The organism is Lentilactobacillus curieae, assembly GCF_000785105.2.
In the GTDB taxonomy this organism is placed as follows: domain Bacteria; phylum Bacillota; class Bacilli; order Lactobacillales; family Lactobacillaceae; genus Lentilactobacillus; species Lentilactobacillus curieae.
The window spans coordinates 259,872-274,975 of record NZ_CP018906.1 but is presented as its reverse complement, the minus strand read 5'-3'; the positions used below and the strand labels follow the sequence as shown (position 1 = coordinate 274,975).

Annotated in this window: 17 protein-coding genes; 11 read left to right on the top strand and 6 right to left on the bottom strand. The window is 39.4% G+C overall.

Annotated elements, in window-relative coordinates; genetic code table 11:
• The first annotated feature begins 9 nt into the window (after positions 1 to 9).
• Positions 10 to 927, top strand: a complete 918-nt coding sequence (locus PL11_RS01550; RefSeq protein ID WP_035165857.1) for an NAD-dependent epimerase/dehydratase family protein — start codon at positions 10 to 12, stop codon at positions 925 to 927.
• A gap of 249 nt (positions 928 to 1,176) precedes the next feature.
• On the opposite strand, the gene yaaA is transcribed toward PL11_RS01550, so the two are convergent.
• Entirely contained in the window at positions 1,177 to 1,926 is a 750-nt protein-coding gene (gene yaaA / locus PL11_RS01545) for a peroxide stress protein YaaA (protein WP_035165855.1), read from the bottom strand.
• Positions 1,927 to 2,013: 87 nt separating this feature from the next.
• On the opposite strand from yaaA, the gene PL11_RS01540 reads away from it, so the two are divergent.
• The 5 genes from PL11_RS01540 to manA all read left to right on the top strand — a co-directional run bounded on the left by PL11_RS01540 (position 2,014) and on the right by manA (position 6,714).
• On the top strand, positions 2,014 to 2,493 hold the full coding sequence (locus PL11_RS01540) for a hypothetical protein (protein WP_052127645.1): 480 nt from the start codon (positions 2,014 to 2,016) through the stop codon (positions 2,491 to 2,493).
• 223 nt (positions 2,494 to 2,716) lie between these two features.
• Positions 2,717 to 3,592: a fructokinase ScrK gene (scrK, locus tag PL11_RS01535; protein WP_035165853.1), complete on the top strand. Its 876-nt coding sequence runs from the start codon at positions 2,717 to 2,719 to the stop codon at positions 3,590 to 3,592.
• 9 nt (positions 3,593 to 3,601) lie between these two features.
• Positions 3,602 to 4,342, top strand: a complete 741-nt coding sequence (locus PL11_RS01530) for a DUF6198 family protein (protein ID WP_078256882.1) — start codon at positions 3,602 to 3,604, stop codon at positions 4,340 to 4,342.
• Between the two features lie 26 nt (positions 4,343 to 4,368).
• Entirely contained in the window at positions 4,369 to 5,715 is a 1,347-nt protein-coding gene (locus PL11_RS01525; protein ID WP_035165850.1) for a glucose-6-phosphate isomerase, read from the top strand.
• 18 nt (positions 5,716 to 5,733) lie between these two features.
• A complete protein-coding gene (gene manA / locus PL11_RS01520; RefSeq protein ID WP_035165848.1) occupies positions 5,734 to 6,714 on the top strand; it encodes a mannose-6-phosphate isomerase, class I in 981 nt (326 codons plus the stop codon).
• Positions 6,715 to 7,032: 318 nt separating this feature from the next.
• Here the strand turns inward: manA and PL11_RS01515 are convergent, their stop codons facing one another.
• Entirely contained in the window at positions 7,033 to 7,413 is a 381-nt protein-coding gene (locus PL11_RS01515; RefSeq protein ID WP_052127644.1) for a hypothetical protein, read from the bottom strand.
• 227 nt (positions 7,414 to 7,640) lie between these two features.
• On the opposite strand from PL11_RS01515, the gene PL11_RS01510 reads away from it, so the two are divergent.
• Together PL11_RS01510 and thiT are read left to right on the top strand one after the other, a co-directional pair.
• Positions 7,641 to 8,111 carry a glutathione peroxidase gene (locus PL11_RS01510; RefSeq protein ID WP_035165846.1) on the top strand — a complete coding sequence of 157 codons (471 nt, stop codon included), beginning with the start codon at positions 7,641 to 7,643 and terminating at the stop codon, positions 8,109 to 8,111.
• 173 nt (positions 8,112 to 8,284) lie between these two features.
• Positions 8,285 to 8,869 carry an energy-coupled thiamine transporter ThiT gene (gene thiT, locus PL11_RS01505; protein WP_035165844.1) on the top strand — a complete coding sequence of 195 codons (585 nt, stop codon included), beginning with the start codon at positions 8,285 to 8,287 and terminating at the stop codon, positions 8,867 to 8,869.
• A 406-nt stretch (positions 8,870 to 9,275) separates the two neighbouring features.
• Here the strand turns inward: thiT and PL11_RS01495 are convergent, their stop codons facing one another.
• Together PL11_RS01495 and PL11_RS01490 are read right to left on the bottom strand one after the other, a co-directional pair.
• Positions 9,276 to 10,118 (bottom strand): hypothetical protein, encoded by an 843-nt coding sequence (locus PL11_RS01495; protein ID WP_035165838.1) that lies wholly within the window; start codon positions 10,116 to 10,118, stop codon positions 9,276 to 9,278.
• A 12-nt stretch (positions 10,119 to 10,130) separates the two neighbouring features.
• The gene (locus PL11_RS01490) at positions 10,131 to 11,057 is read right to left on the bottom strand and encodes a GH25 family lysozyme (protein WP_052127642.1); all 927 of its coding nucleotides are present in this window, start codon (positions 11,055 to 11,057) and stop codon (positions 10,131 to 10,133) included.
• Between the two features lie 322 nt (positions 11,058 to 11,379).
• Between PL11_RS01490 and PL11_RS01485 the strand changes: the two genes are divergently transcribed.
• Positions 11,380 to 12,411: a YdcF family protein gene (locus PL11_RS01485; RefSeq protein WP_035165836.1), complete on the top strand. Its 1,032-nt coding sequence runs from the start codon at positions 11,380 to 11,382 to the stop codon at positions 12,409 to 12,411.
• 15 nt (positions 12,412 to 12,426) lie between these two features.
• Entirely contained in the window at positions 12,427 to 12,786 is a 360-nt protein-coding gene (locus PL11_RS01480; RefSeq protein WP_035165834.1) for a YxeA family protein, read from the top strand.
• Between the two features lie 62 nt (positions 12,787 to 12,848).
• On the opposite strand, the gene PL11_RS10305 is transcribed toward PL11_RS01480, so the two are convergent.
• Both PL11_RS10305 and PL11_RS01475 read right to left on the bottom strand, forming a co-directional pair.
• Positions 12,849 to 12,965, bottom strand: a complete 117-nt coding sequence (locus PL11_RS10305) for a putative metal homeostasis protein (RefSeq protein WP_191982075.1) — start codon at positions 12,963 to 12,965, stop codon at positions 12,849 to 12,851.
• Positions 12,966 to 13,037: 72 nt separating this feature from the next.
• Positions 13,038 to 14,426 (bottom strand): MFS transporter, encoded by a 1,389-nt coding sequence (locus PL11_RS01475; protein WP_035165830.1) that lies wholly within the window; start codon positions 14,424 to 14,426, stop codon positions 13,038 to 13,040.
• 159 nt (positions 14,427 to 14,585) lie between these two features.
• Between PL11_RS01475 and PL11_RS01470 the strand changes: the two genes are divergently transcribed.
• Positions 14,586 to 15,017, top strand: coding sequence for a MarR family winged helix-turn-helix transcriptional regulator (locus tag PL11_RS01470; RefSeq protein ID WP_035165828.1), 432 nt, complete (start codon positions 14,586 to 14,588; stop codon positions 15,015 to 15,017).
• Positions 15,018 to 15,104: the final 87 nt, after the last annotated feature.

Here is a 15,104-nt window from a genome sequence, read left to right as displayed (position 1 = left end):
GGAAACTTTATGCAAACCATTTTAGGAAGCAACGGTCAAATCGGTCACGAGTTGGCCGAAGAATTATATAAAAATTACACTCAAGAATTACGACTAGTTAGTCGAAATCCTAAGCGGATACACCCAAGTGACCAGACGGTTGCTGCTAACTTGCTAGACTATGATGAAACGTTAGCTGCGGTAGCGGGTAGTGATATCGTTTACTTTACTGCAGGATTGCCAATGAATTCAGATATGTGGGAACAACAATTTTTAGTTATGCTAGATAATATCATCAACGCTAGTAAGCAGGCTCACAGTAAACTAGTTTTTTTCGATAATACCTATATGTACCCTAAAAACGATACGCCACAGACTGAATCCAGTCCTTTACTTCATGAAGGACGCAAGTCAACGGTAAGGGCCAAGATGGCTAAACGACTAATAGATGAAATAAAGAAAGGAGACTTACCAATTGTCATTTGTCGAGCACCGGAGTTTTACGGCCCAGATAACACCAAAAGCATTACTAATTCTATGATCTTTAATCGCATTAAAGCTGGTAAGCGAGTTTTCATACCAGTTAATGATAAGACAAAACGAACTTTGATTTGGACTCCAGATGCTAGTCGGGCAATGGCGTTAATTGGAAATACTGAATCTGCTTATGGCCAGACTTGGCATTTACCAACTACGAAGGGGATTACTTATCAGGAAATGCTTAAGATTTCTGAGCAAGTTTTAGGAAAGCCGATTAAATACTCTGTAATCAAGTTATGGATGTTCAAGTTAGGAAGCCTATTTAATCCGGCATTGAAAGAATCAATGGAGTTGTTACCTCGATATAGGGTAGATAACGTTTTTCTTTCAAATAAATTTAAAACTAAATTCCCCAAATTTGATGTAACTTCATTTGAAGCTGGAATTACCCAAATTCTTGATAATTAAAAGAGGTTGGGACAAGACAAGGCTCAACGAAAAAAATGCTGTTATAATTTCACTTTTTGAAATTATAACGGCATTTTTTCTTCTATTCAGATAGTTGCTACACGCAGTAACTATTAGGACTGAGAGCCTCAGGACAGTAAGCATATAAGTAAATAGCAGTCACAATTAAATCAATTGTGATTAGTCCTTCATATTCTTAGTCATTTTACCAGTTATCGTGTTGTAATTTTCACTCTTGGCTTAATTGGATTACTTTTCATCCTTTATAAAGATATACTGCATATCCGTTGAGCGCCGCTCATCAAACTTATAATCCAAATGGTCAAATTCTTTTAGTTGGATTGGGTCGGTTACGTTCCTTTCAGCAGCGAACCTAACCATCTCACCACGAGCCATTTTGGCGAATGTTGCACGAGTTTTAAGCTTGCCATCAACTAGATGACCAAAGACAATGTCAATAAACTGTTGGTCTGATTTTAAGTACGGAGTAATCGCTTTGGCATATTCTTTTGAGGCTAAGTTGATAATTGGTTCTTGATCACTAACTAGTGCATCGTAGAGTTTGCTACCCCAGAAAGAGTAAAGGTTCTTATATCCCCTTAATTTCATTCTTGACCCCATCTCAAGTCGATAAGGGGTGATTCCGTCAAAAGGACGTAAAATGCCGTAGAAACCAGATAAGATGCGAAGATTTTGTTGAACATAATTTAGGGCGGGAGCGGTAAACAACCCCGGCGCCATATACTGATATTGGATGCCAGAAAATGCAATGATGGCGGGCGTCAGTCGCTCAGTTAAGTTAGTCTGTTTTAATATTTGGTAGCTTTCAATAGTCAATTTATCGCTAGTTTGCCACAATTTTTGGGCAGCAGACTTATCAAGCTGCTGGAGCTCTGCAAGAATTTGCTTAGTTTCGTCTAGGTATTGAGGCATATCCAAGATATCAAAGTCGTCTAAATTCACCACCATTTTTTTGGCAGGGGAAATGATAATTTTCATGCTAAAATCCTTTCAAAATATATGTACTTATCATGCTTATAGAACTATAATAAGGGCTATCCAAGGGGGGATAAAGGAGCTGTAAGTATGAAGAGCGCAGTTGTTTTGGTCGCCAGATATATTTTTTACTTAGTTGGAGCAGTGATTGCTTTAGGTCTGGTTATGCTGTTTCAAGGAACGCTAACATTTGAACCGTTCAAAGTTATCGTTTCTGGGAGCGTTGTTTACTTTATCATAAACACTTTTTTGATTCCTATCTATAGAATTTTAAACCCAAAGAAAATCAATCCTGATGAAACGCGGTTCGAATCGTATAAGGATCGAGCAATGAACTTACACCACCAGGATCGGCAAATGCAACACAGAAATAATCAATGGTCTGCCAACGGGGTGACTGCAAACCAGTGGGAGTACAGTTGGGATACCACTCAATCATACAGCGGGCTGGCTGATATGGGCTACCGATGGGGAGTGGGGTTGTTGATTAACGCACTGTTTATTCTCTTTTCACCAGTATTCATAGCTTATCTAGTAGTGATACTCAGAAGCAGTAATGTGATGCAATAAATTAAGATACTAAAAGAGCTTAGATATTTTTAGGTAATGATACTTAAAATATCTAGGCTCTTATTTTTTGAAAAAACAGGTTAAAAAAGCGGCATTAAGCCAGCACTTTACAAACAAAATGTAACCGTTTTCTACAAAACACTTGCAATTTTTTGAAATCGTCTTATAGTATATAGTATCAGCAATGCAAACGGTTGCATGACCTACTAAGGGAGGAATTTTTATGTTATTAGGAAGTGTCGAAGCAGGAGGAACCAAATTTGTTGTCGCTGTTGGTAATAAGGACTATCGAATTATCGATCAAGCCCAGTTCCCAACGACCACACCAGAGGAAACGCTACAAAAAACTGTTGATTACTTTAAACAGTTTGATGATATTGCAGCAATTGCAATTTCCTCATTTGGCCCGATTGAGCTAAGAAAAAATGCCCCTAAATATGGGTACATAACAAACACTCCTAAACCGGGGTGGGCTGACACCGATTTTGTTGGTCGAATTAAGAAAGACATTGATGTGCCAATTTACTTTACGACCGATGTAAACGGATCAGCTTACGGTGAATATGTGATGGCAACTTTATTTAACCAACACGTTAACTCATTGACTTATTATACCATCGGAACTGGTGTTGGAGCAGGGTCAATTATTAACGGAAACTTTGTTGGCGATTTAGGCCATCCTGAAATGGGACACGTAAGGCTCAAACGCCATCCTGATGATCTTGATTTTAAGGGAATCTGTCCATTCCACGGCGACTGTCTTGAAGGATTGGTGGCGGGACCAACGTTTGATGCCCGACTCGGTAAACCAGGTAAAGATGTTCCGTTGACTGATCATGTTTGGGACATCATGGCTTTCTATGTTGCCCAAGCAGCCATTCAAGTCACATTGACTTTGCGCCCAGGAAAAATCGTCTTTGGTGGCGGGGTTGTTAGCCCAGAATTCCTTACTAAAGTTCGGGTTGAATTTGATAAATTAATGAATGGTTACGTTGATGTTGGTAACTTGACCGACTACATTGTAATGCCACTTGTGAAGAACAATGGCTCAGCAACTGTTGGTGACTTTGCGATGGCTTTAAAAGAGTTGAATAAGTAGGTGAAAAGAATGGAAACAACACAATCTATTAGTAACAACGGCCGAACGATTTCAATGGCTAAGGCAATTGCCTTCTTTGTATTTTCATTGGTACTAAATTCAGCCGGAAACGTTTTGACATTAGCAACTAGTGCCAAGATTCATCCTTCATTTTTAGGCTCAGCATATTGGACCGCCGCTGAAGCGAACCTGAGTGTGGCATTTGGCTGGAACCTATTCTGGACGTTCTTGATTCTAGGAATTTTAACCACGCTGCTTAACGCACTGTTGGTTGGTAAGTTGGAATGGGGAAGAGCTTTAGGTAACTTGATTTTCATGGTACCTTTCTCAGCTTTGATCCAAATTTTTGAAAACTTCTTTATTGGTAAGTACTCATTCTTTGGTGGACTTCCAGATGCAAACTCAACTGGAATGGTAATTTTCTACATCCTCTTGAACTTCTTTGGGGTTGCACTGATTGGAACAGCGATTTCAATTTACCAAAGAGCAAATGTGGTGCTTCACCCAGCAGATGATTTGATGCAAATTTTGCGATTCAAATACTTCAAGGGTAACGCTAATCTGGCGATGTGGGCATCATACATCCCACCTACAATCATGGCCATCATTGCATTTGCAGTGACTCGCCAATTCACTAACTTCGGTTTAGGAACCATCTTTGCTTTCTTATTCCAAGGAGCAATTACCGGAGTAGCTGATAAACATGTATTTCCAGGACTAAAACACCAAGCACTTAATGTTGGTAAATAAAAATATTCAACGAGGAGAGATTTACATTGGCTCACATTAAATTTGATAGTTCAAAATTATCTAAGTTTGTTCATGACAACGAATTAGGAGAGATGCAAGCGTTAGTTAACGCTGCTGATGATCAATTACGTCAAGGCACTGGTGCCGGTAGTGATTTCAGAGACTGGTTAACTTTACCTAAGGATTTTGACAAGGAAGAGTTTGCCAGAATTAAAGCCGCTGCTAAGAAGATTCAATCAGACTCAAAAGTCTTAGTTGTCATCGGAATTGGTGGCTCATATTTAGGGGCCAAGATGGCCGTTGATTTTCTTCATGATAGTTTCTTTAACTACTTACCAGATGATCAACGTGAATTTCCACAAGTATTTTTTGCGGGCAACTCACTGAGTTCTTCGTACGTATACGATCTGATCAATATGATCGGTGACCGTGACTTTTCAGTTAACGTGATTTCTAAGTCAGGTACCACAACTGAACCTTCAATTGCATTTAGAATCTTCAAAGATAAATTGATTGATAAATACGGTGAAGCTGGTGCAAATGAACGAATTTACGCAACCACTGATAAAGCTCGTGGGGCACTTAGACAAGAAGCTGACGCACACGGTTACGAAACGTTTGTTATTCCTGATGGCGTTGGTGGCCGTTACTCAGTATTAACTCCGGTTGGTTTGTTACCAATCGCAGTTTCTGGTGCCAACATCGATGATTTGATGAAGGGTGCTGCTGATGCATCTGATGACTACACCGACACTGATTTGACTAAAAATGAAGCATATCAATACGCAGCTTACCGGAACATTCTTTACCGTAAGGGCTACACAACGGAGTTGCTTGAGAATTACGAGCCAAATATGATGTATCTATCAGAATGGTGGAAGCAACTGATGGGTGAGTCAGAAGGTAAGGATGAAAAGGGAATTTACCCTTCATCAGCAAACTTCTCAACTGATTTGCACTCACTTGGCCAATATATCCAAGAAGGTTTACGTAACTTGATGGAAACCGTTGTTAAAGTTGATAAGCCAAACCATGACATGGAAATTCCAAAGGAAGATGACAATCTTGATGGTTTGAAGTATATTGAAGGTAAGACGATGGACTTTGCTAATACCAAGGCATTTGAAGGGGTTACATTAGCCCATACGGATGGTAACGTTCCTAACATGAGTGTTCACATTCCAGATCAGACCGAATATACATTAGGTTACTTAATTTACTTCTTCGAGATTGCGGTATCCATTTCTGGTTACCTTAACGGAATCAACCCATTTAACCAACCAGGGGTTGAAGCCTACAAGAAGAATATGTTCGCATTGCTCGGTAAACCTGGATTTGAAGAACTTGGTAAGGAACTTAACCAAAGACTTTAATTCAAGGGGAGTTTTACAATGAATGAACCACTATTTATGGTTCCGGTGTTGCACGAAAAGATTTGGGGTGGCAATCAACTCGCGAAGCAGTTTGGCTACCAGATCCCGTCTGACAAGACTGGTGAAGCTTGGGGAATTAGTGCTCACCCACACGGAACGACAACGGTTGCTAATGGTGAGTTTGCAGGTACAAAGTTAAACGATTTGTGGCAGTCCCACCCAGAGCTGTTTGCGAATAAGGATAACTCGAAACCATTTCCATTAATGGTGAAAATCTTGGATGCTAATGCTAATCTTTCGATTCAGGTTCATCCTGATGATGCGTATGCTGCTGAACACGAAGGTCCAACCGAATTAGGTAAGACTGAATGTTGGTACGTACTATCAGCGGAGCCTGGGGCAAGTATCTTCTATGGTCACAATGCAAAGACTAAAGAAGAATTGGCTGAGATGATTCACACAGGGAAGTGGGATCAGTTATTAAAACGCAAGCCGGTAAAAAAGGGAGACTTCATTTATGTTCCCTCAGGTACAATTCATGCCCTTGCTGAAGGGGTGGTTGTACTGGAACCTCAACAAAGTTCTGATACTACCTATCGGCTTTATGATTTCGATCGGGTAGACCAAAAAACAGGTAAAAAACGGACTTTAGACTTGGATAGTGCGATTGATGTCACGACCGTACCGTTTGAGGAGCCAGAGATTCACCCGCTGACCGTTACTAGTGATGGAGTTGAAGAAACAACGTTTGTTTCAACAGATTACTTTAGTGTGAAACGGTTAAGAATTTCAACTGAGAGTTTGGGCCAAACACAGGCTGCCGATTCATTTAAGTTGGTATCGGTGACTGCTGGTTCTGGGACGCTTACTAAGGCAGGTAATGTGTCGAATTTGGAAAAAGGGATGCATTTTATAATCCCATCTAATTTTGGTGAGTATGAACTGGCTGGCAAGGACTTAGAGCTAGTGGAAACGGAACCGGGAGAAAAGGTTAAGTGATAAGCACAAAAAAGGGAGTGGGACAGAAAGCATACGAAGATGCTTTCGTCGTCCCACCCCCGCAAGACCAACAGTAACTGAGAGTCATGGGTAATGGCTCTCAGTCCTGATGGTTACTGCGTGTAGCAACTATCTGTATATAAGAAAAAATACCGTTATAATTTCATTTTTTGAAATTATAACGGTATTTTTTTGATGAGCCTAGTTTTTGTCCCAGCCTCTTTTCATTGTTGTAGAATAGTTTGGTGATTTGTAAATTGTGTTTCTGTTACGAGAAACATTTTTATATTTAAGCGAATGTACCACGCACAGTAGCTATTAGATAACCACATCAAAATGATACTTTGTCATTGCCGTTCCACGATCGTGTACAACGCCCCAACCAAGTGGAGTTTTAATCTTTGTACCGAATTTGTATGAACGAGGTGCTGATACGATAATGTAGCCGTTCTTGTCGTAGCCACCATGATTGCGACTACCATCAGCAAAGCGACTACCAGTATAGTAAGTCCACTTTTTACCGTGATACTTAACCACTCCGCGGAAACGGAATTGGCGTTTAGTAACGTATGCTTTACCGCGGGGGTTCTTTTTCGCCTGTGCGGTTTCAATTGAGTTATTTAAAATGGGTGCTGCGAGTGCGCTGACGTTGATCCCCAAGACGATTGTCAGCAACATTAATGCTTTTTTGATATTCATATTCTATAATTCATCCTCTATTTTTGATTACAAGAACACATTGTAAGCGAAGAGGGTTACCAAAATATTACAAAGCAAAAACAAAATGGTTAAGAAATATTAAAGAAGTAAAAGATTCTTTTACAAATCCTGGCAAATCAACAGTTTTATGGCTAAATGTCGATTGTACACAACCAATAAGCGTGGTATGGTTAAATCAACCAGACATTGGAAGGATGTGCGTTTAGATGACCAAGGTATATGATTTCAAAGAGACTGAAATGAACGGCCAGGAGATTGACTTTAGTAGATATCAAGGCAAAGTATTAATAGTTGTAAACACTGCTAGTAAGTGTGGCCTGGCTCCTCAACTTGAGGGACTGGAGGATCTCTATAAAAAATATCATGACCAAGGACTCGAAGTGATTGGGTTACCGTCGAACCAGTTTAAACAGGAATTAGACTCTGATGAAGCAACTAGTGAGTACTGTCAACTGCACTATGGAGTTACGTTCCCAATGACTAAGCGAGTTGTGATTAATGGCGATGACGAAGACCCATTGTTTACTTATCTAAAGACTGAATCAGGTAACGGCCGTATTAAATGGAACTTTACTAAGTTTTTAGTTGGTAAAGATGGCCAGCTTGTTAAACGATATGCACCAATCACCAAGCCAAGTAAAATGGAAGAAACCATTGTTGAAGAATTAAATAAATAATAGTCGATTAAAATCCAATCTAAACAAATCTACGATGCTTTTAGTATTGTAGATTTTTTGGACTACTCATAAATGATTATGAATTACTGCAACTTCCTAAAAAATGGAGTTACAGATCCCCACATTGTTTTACAAATTCCCTTACAATAAGGGTATGAAAGTGAGGGATGTAGATGGGACGAAGCGGAAGCTTAAATGTAATTACGGAAGGCGCTGTTGTAGTGGCTCTTTGTGTGGCATTGTCGTTTATTCCGTTGCAAACTCCTCACGGTGCGATTGATATTCAGCTTGGAGCGATTCCAATGATATTGTACGCATTTAGAAGGGGACCGTACTTAGGGATGGTCGCTGGATTACTTTGGGGATTAGTACAAATTGTTGATGGCCAAGCGATGAAGAACTTTTTAAGTGTTTTGCAGTTATTAATGGAGTACCCTTTGGCATATGCCTGTCTTGGGTTGGCCGGAATTTTTTCAACGGGAATCAAACGTAATATTACACGTCGAAGATTAACTACAGCAGTGATGATAGTGAGTGGCGTTGTTTTAGCTACTTTGATTGCTTGGACTTGGCGCTACCTTGCAGGAGCCTTTGTGTGGTCACAGTATGCTCCCAAAAGTGTGAACCCATTCTTGTACTCATTAGTGTTTAACGGTACCTCAGCAGCCCTGAATTTAGCACTGTCTACGGTCGTGTTACTGATCCTAGCTAATGTTGCCCCAAAACTATTTATTCCTAAGGATGAAAAAAAGGTGTGAACCTGAAAAGCTAGCTACTTTTCTGATTCACACCTTTTGATTATCTGAATAGAGATAGTGGGGACCGCAGTCCCATTTTGTACTTTTCCCAGAAGACTGCTTTAAAAGTGTCGCTGGAGTCTAGATTCACCTTGTGATTTGCAGAGAACACAAAGGGTTGTTTTTTGCGATTCTCATTGCGGATTTTGTGATGCTTAAGTTGTGTGTACGTGGTTACGGCAATTACTGCCACATAAAGGAAAATTATTAAAATAAGTGCGACTATGTATTTCATGATTAACACCTCGGAGTAACTATTATTCCATGGAAATCGCTATCAATTCAAGGTGTTTTTGATAAATTAAGAAAAAAATCAATAAAAAAGTTGGCTAACAAAATTCGTTAACCAACTTCTGTAAGAAATAATTTATTTCATGCTTGCTGCCATAGCAATTGCAGCTGAAGCAGTGTTTGCCTTAAGGGTGTAAACTTGGTTACCCTTTTGGAACTTAACTTCTTGGCTCAAGTTAGTGGTATCGCCGGCAAGAAGCTTAACGGTACCAACTGATTCTGGAGCTGGAAGTGAATACTGTTCAAACATATTTACTGCTGAAACGGCAGTAGACTTTGGATTAGTGTTGTTTACTTTACTTCCGTGAACTGAGATTGACCAACGACCTTCATTCCAAGAGATGTATTCTTGACCTGCACCTGATTGGGTGTGACCAGTGATTGAATGACCAAGTGAAACCTTTGGTAATCCCTTAACTGAAGATGCTGGCTGGAAATCAACGGCTTGTTTAGCAGCTGATGCAGAAGCGTAAGTCTTCTTTGTCAATACAGCGTAGGCATTGTTTGATGCACTAGCTGAGTTAAGTGGTAAGTTCTTTTGACCAAGTGAGTAAGTGATCTTTGAATTTTGTGAGTTGCCAGAATACTTGATGTTTACTGGCTGTGAGGCATTCATGCCACTAGCTTGGGGAATTAAAGTGTTTGGTAACTTGCTTGCTAGTTGGCTGGAAAGGCTAGCAAAACTGTTGTTACTCTTTGTTTCTGCTGATGAGGATGAACTACTACTTGAAGAGCTAGCCTCCGAAGAAGTTGAACTGGTGTTAGTGCTAGTCTTTGCCTTTGCGTGTTTATGAGTAGGTTTTGAATTCAAAGCTGCCTTTGATTCATCCTTGTAGTTCTTTGAATCGCTTTGGTTGGATGCACATCCAGTCAAAACTAACGCTAAAGTAGCGACTGCTGCAATCTTGTATAGTTTCATTGTAATCCTCCGTTATCCCGCAACGTATGCTTTATTTGCAGTCATGTATTGGCCATCAGATGTGACGAAGTAGTAAGAACCTGTTGAACGTTGTTTTACATCACTGATGGTCATCTTGGTTCCAGTAGCAACTTTCTTTACTCGGTTTGCAGCTTTAAAACTTGATGAGTTGTAAAGGTAAACTGGGCGAGTGGTAGTTACGCTAGAAAGGGCAGTTTGGTAATAACTTGCTGCTGCTGAATCAGTGTGCATGTTTGTACCACCGATCCACCAAGAAACTGGCTTGCTTGAGTTTAAAATTGTACTAGCATCGACGGATTGTTTCAAGGCAGGAACGTACTTTTTATTAGTATATTGCCATAAATCGGTCTGGATAGTTGGGCGTGATGAGTAGTTCGCAATCCATTGTGCGTCAAAACTCTTTCGTGCTGAGTTAGCATACGTAGTTGCAAATGATTGGTATGAGTAGAAAATCAACTTTTTGTTAGTCAATGCTCTCATTTGATTATACCAAGCTTTAACAGCTGAGTTAGCAGATCCTGAACGAACATCATTTTCTTCAAAGTCTAGAACGTAAAACTTGGCGTGCTTGTTTGAGTTAGCATAAAAAGTTCTTGCTTCTGCTCTGGCACTGGCAGCGCTGGTAAATGTTGCGTAGTCATATTCACCGAACGGAACACCGTACTTAACATAAAGGTTAGTGTTGTTAGTTGCATATTTGTCTTGGTAACCTGCACCATACTGACGACGATTGATGATGAATGATACTTGACTCTTGAGGTTTGCAACCTTTGTTCCAGTTAATTTTCCTTGCCATTCTGAAATGTCGGGAATAACTGTTGAAGCTGCTTTAGGTTTAACAGTGTTGGCGATTGAAACTGTAAAGAGCACTGCTCCTAAAAATGCGATGCACGCTTTAAATAATTTTCCTGCTTTCATATTGATCCTCCAGCTAGTTTTTGTAGAAAAAATTCGTAGTTAAATTAAAATCCTGATTCAATGTAAACCATAATCGCTTCAGTATCAATGCATACAAATTGTTGTTTAAGTGAATGAAGGGTTACAAACGTGAATTGTACGCGGAATGGCGGCCTTTTTTTCACTTTATTTAAGATTAGATTACAGCGTGAAATAGTTCGGATTTGGGGATAATTTACGTCTTTGTGCAAATAATCTAATATAAACAAACACGCGTCTAATTGCGTTTCTTGAGGTAATCACGGTAGAATTAAGGAAATAAACTTTTTTGAGGTGGGATTTTATGACAATTGCAATTTTCGGAGCATTAATAACCTTATGCTCCGGACTGTTTTTACTGCGAGACCGCAGAAGTTTTTTTGCTGGCCTGTTCTTGTTTGCTGGCGTGATGATCTTGATTTTGTCTGGATTAGTTGCAGTTATGAACACCATAGCCGGTGCGTCACAGGAGGCCAATGAAGCAGTGATCTTGTTCATGCTGATTGGGATGATTGCCTTGCCAGTCTTTATTGGGTTAGCACTCATGTTTAACACTATGGTGATGCAAATTAAAGAAGGAAAGAGTTTAACGGCTAAGTTATCCTTATTTTTCGGATTTAATTTGATCATGATGGCGCTTGCCAGTTACCTGGTCCTTAGATATGTTGAAATTTGGCCCAACTTTTTAATTATCATCATCTTTTGGGGGCTGATGGTGGACGCGACACTGACATTCATTTTGGTGGGATACCTCTTCTATTCATTTATGTATCAAATGTTTCCTGTTAAGTATCCCGCTGACTATGTGATTACGCTTGGTGCTGGGGTTAGATCCGAAGAAGTATCGCCACTGCTAAAAAGTCGTTTAGATAGAGCGATTCAGTACTTTAAGGATTTTCCCGCCAAACATTCCTTGATGATTCCAAGTGGGGGAAAAGGACCGGACGAGCCTTATTCTGAGGCATACGTTATGGCTAAGTACTTAAAGAGCCAAGCAATTCCTGAAGAAAAGATTATGTTAGAGGATAAATCGACATCCACATATGAAAATATGTTATTTTCAAAGCAGAAAATTGAAGCTGATTGGCAAGCACGTGGAGAAAACAGAAAACCAAAGATTGTTTTTTCTACCAATAACTACCACGTCTTGAGGGGAGCAATCTATGCTAAAAGAGCTGGATTGGATGCCCAGGGGGTTGGAGCGCCAACTTCATTCTACTTTCTTCCAAGTGCGATGTTGCGCGAATACATTGCTTTGCTATCTATCTATAAATGGATGACACTTGGGATTGTGGCATTTTGGGCGCTTGTGTCATTGTTCTTATTTATTCGCTAATATTTGGAGGATGTTATGAAAAAAAGAAACTTAATTATTAGCACAATCGTTGCCGTGATTGCCTTTGTTGCCGTGTTTGCAACTGGGTATGGCTGGTATTTAAGAAACTACGGTGGTCAAGATTACTACACCCAGATCACAACTAAGGGTCAACGAATGGGTAAAAATGATAACCGCTACAAGTATCACCAAGCTGCCTATAATCAAGATGGTAAAAAGAAGATTGTTGAATTCAATAGTGGAGTCGTTAAGAGGCCACTCAAAATGAATGCTTACTTAAAACTAAGTTATAACGAGAGTCGTGGCCAAGTTATCACTTGGAATCAAGTTTCTAAGACAGATATTCCAGCTAAAGCTATGGATAAATTAAAATAAAACCAAAAAACTGGTAGTTGTACCCCAACATAAAGTGTTGGAGTACAACTACCAGTTTTTGTTTACTTTACTTTCTTTTGTCTCTTAATATCGTGAATCGCTTTAAGAGCACGTTTGCGAGTCTTAATGTTAGGACTCTTTAGTTTCCGATAAGATGATGATAAATCTAGTTTTTCCATGCGGAAACACCTCCAAATTAAACAGTAATAATTACCATTTAAATATACAGGGTTTTTAAAAATTGTCAATGACTAACCGTCAATCTTTTCGCTAAAATCACGAAGTTTACTTAACCCCATGTTGATAGAAATGATTGCCACGATCAGCATGATGAATAGCATTAAGAAATCGTGTTGGGCGCCAACGGCGGTTGAGTGGAGATAGTCAGATTTATCTTGTGATAGTGCCAAAACTAGTGAAGCAATTGCAGTTCCTAGTGCACCGGCAAATTGTTGGAGGGTGTTAAAGGCGGCATTACCATCGGGAGTGAGCTCTTTTGTAACTTGGCTTAGCCCGCTGGTCATAATGTTCCCCATTGCAAATCCAGTTCCTAGCATGAATAAAATGTAACCAACCATGATGAGCCATGCAGGTGCGGTCATTGCTGTGATAAAGAGTAAAAATAAAGCGACTACCTGGAATCCAAGGCCGATGTTAATTGGTTTTCTTGGTCCTAAGTTGTCATACAATTTACCACTAATTGGAGCTAGGACTGCACCTAAAGCTGCCCCAGGGAGCAGTAGTAAACCTGCTGCGGCAGAGTTTACTTGGTTTACGATTTGCAAATAGTTAGGTAGGACAAACGCAGAACCAACAATTAGCATTTGGAAAATGATGAATCCAAAAAGTAGCAAGCTAAATGAAGGTACTTTGAAGATCGAGAGATTAACTAAGGGACTAGTTGAGTGATTTGATTTCCAGGTAAACGCAATTAATCCTAAAATTGCGATTACCCCAAAGATCACTGCATTAGTGATGGAAGATTCAATGCTGTTAAATGCAAGGATAGCGCCAGCAAAGAAGAGGGCAACGCTGATCCATGAGATAATGTCTAACTTGATTTTTTCAGTCTCAGTTACTTGGGTAATAGCATAAACACCAATAAATAATGCAAACACCATAACGATTAGCAACAAGATGAAAATTAAATGCCAGTTAACTGCAACCAATAAACCACCATATGTTGGACCCAATGCTGGGGCGACTGCAGTAACTAAAGTTCCGATTCCCATTAAAAAGCCAATTTTTTGTAAGGGAGCCTGCTCTAAAATAATGTTAAACATTAATGGTAAAGCGATTCCGGTCCCCATTCCTTGAATGAGTCGACCTGCTAATAATAGTGAAAAGTTATTTGCAAAACTACAAATGATTAGTCCAATAATAAATAGCGTACTTGCAGCTAAGAAGAGGCTTTTTAGTGTAAACCTCCGCTTTAGAAACCCAGATAATGGAATAATAACTGACACGATGAGTAGGTAACCAGTTGTTAGCCACTGAATGGTCCCAGTGGTGACGTTGAATTGGTCCATTAGCGTTGGAAATGTTACGTTCATTGCGGTTTCAATAACGATTCCACAAAACGCCATTAGTCCAGTTGCTAAAATTGATAAGTAGAGCTTTTTTGATACTTTTCTTTCCATAATTTCCTCCTAAGACAAATAGTTCTATATAGAACCATCTATATAAATTATCATTTTCAGAAAATAAATTCAAGTGTCAATGTGTTTACGAAACCGCTTTTATTTAGTAAACTGATAAATAATATTCAATAGTTAGCATTAAAACTAGGAGACAAAAATATGTCAAAATCACTTGCGATTGAGTTAAAAAGACTGAACAATGCACTAACCAGATTCTCTTCTAAAGAAGCAAAAAAATTTGGAATTACTGCCGCTCAGATGAGTTTAATTGATTTCTTATACCGGACTGAGGGTGAGGAGCCAATCTTTCAAACTGATATTGAAAAGGAATTTAACATCCAAAAATCTTCAGCAACTGCCTTATTAAAGCTAATGGAGAAGAAAGAGCTGATTGTCAGAGTGGTTTCCCAAACTGACAGTCGGTACAAGCAAATTATGTTAACTCCCAGAGCAAGAAAGTCCGGAGAGAAGATTCGTGCGGTATATAAAGAGAATGATGCGCACTTGAAAGCTGTATTGGGCAATGATGCGGACTCGATGCTCAATAATGTTTTAAAGTTGCAGGCAGCATTAGAAAAATTAAATGAGTGATTTATTTTTTCAAAAAAGGTTAAGTTCTTGGAATTGCCATAGTCAGTCTCACTTCTTGTGCTATTATTATTGCTAGTACTTGGGGAG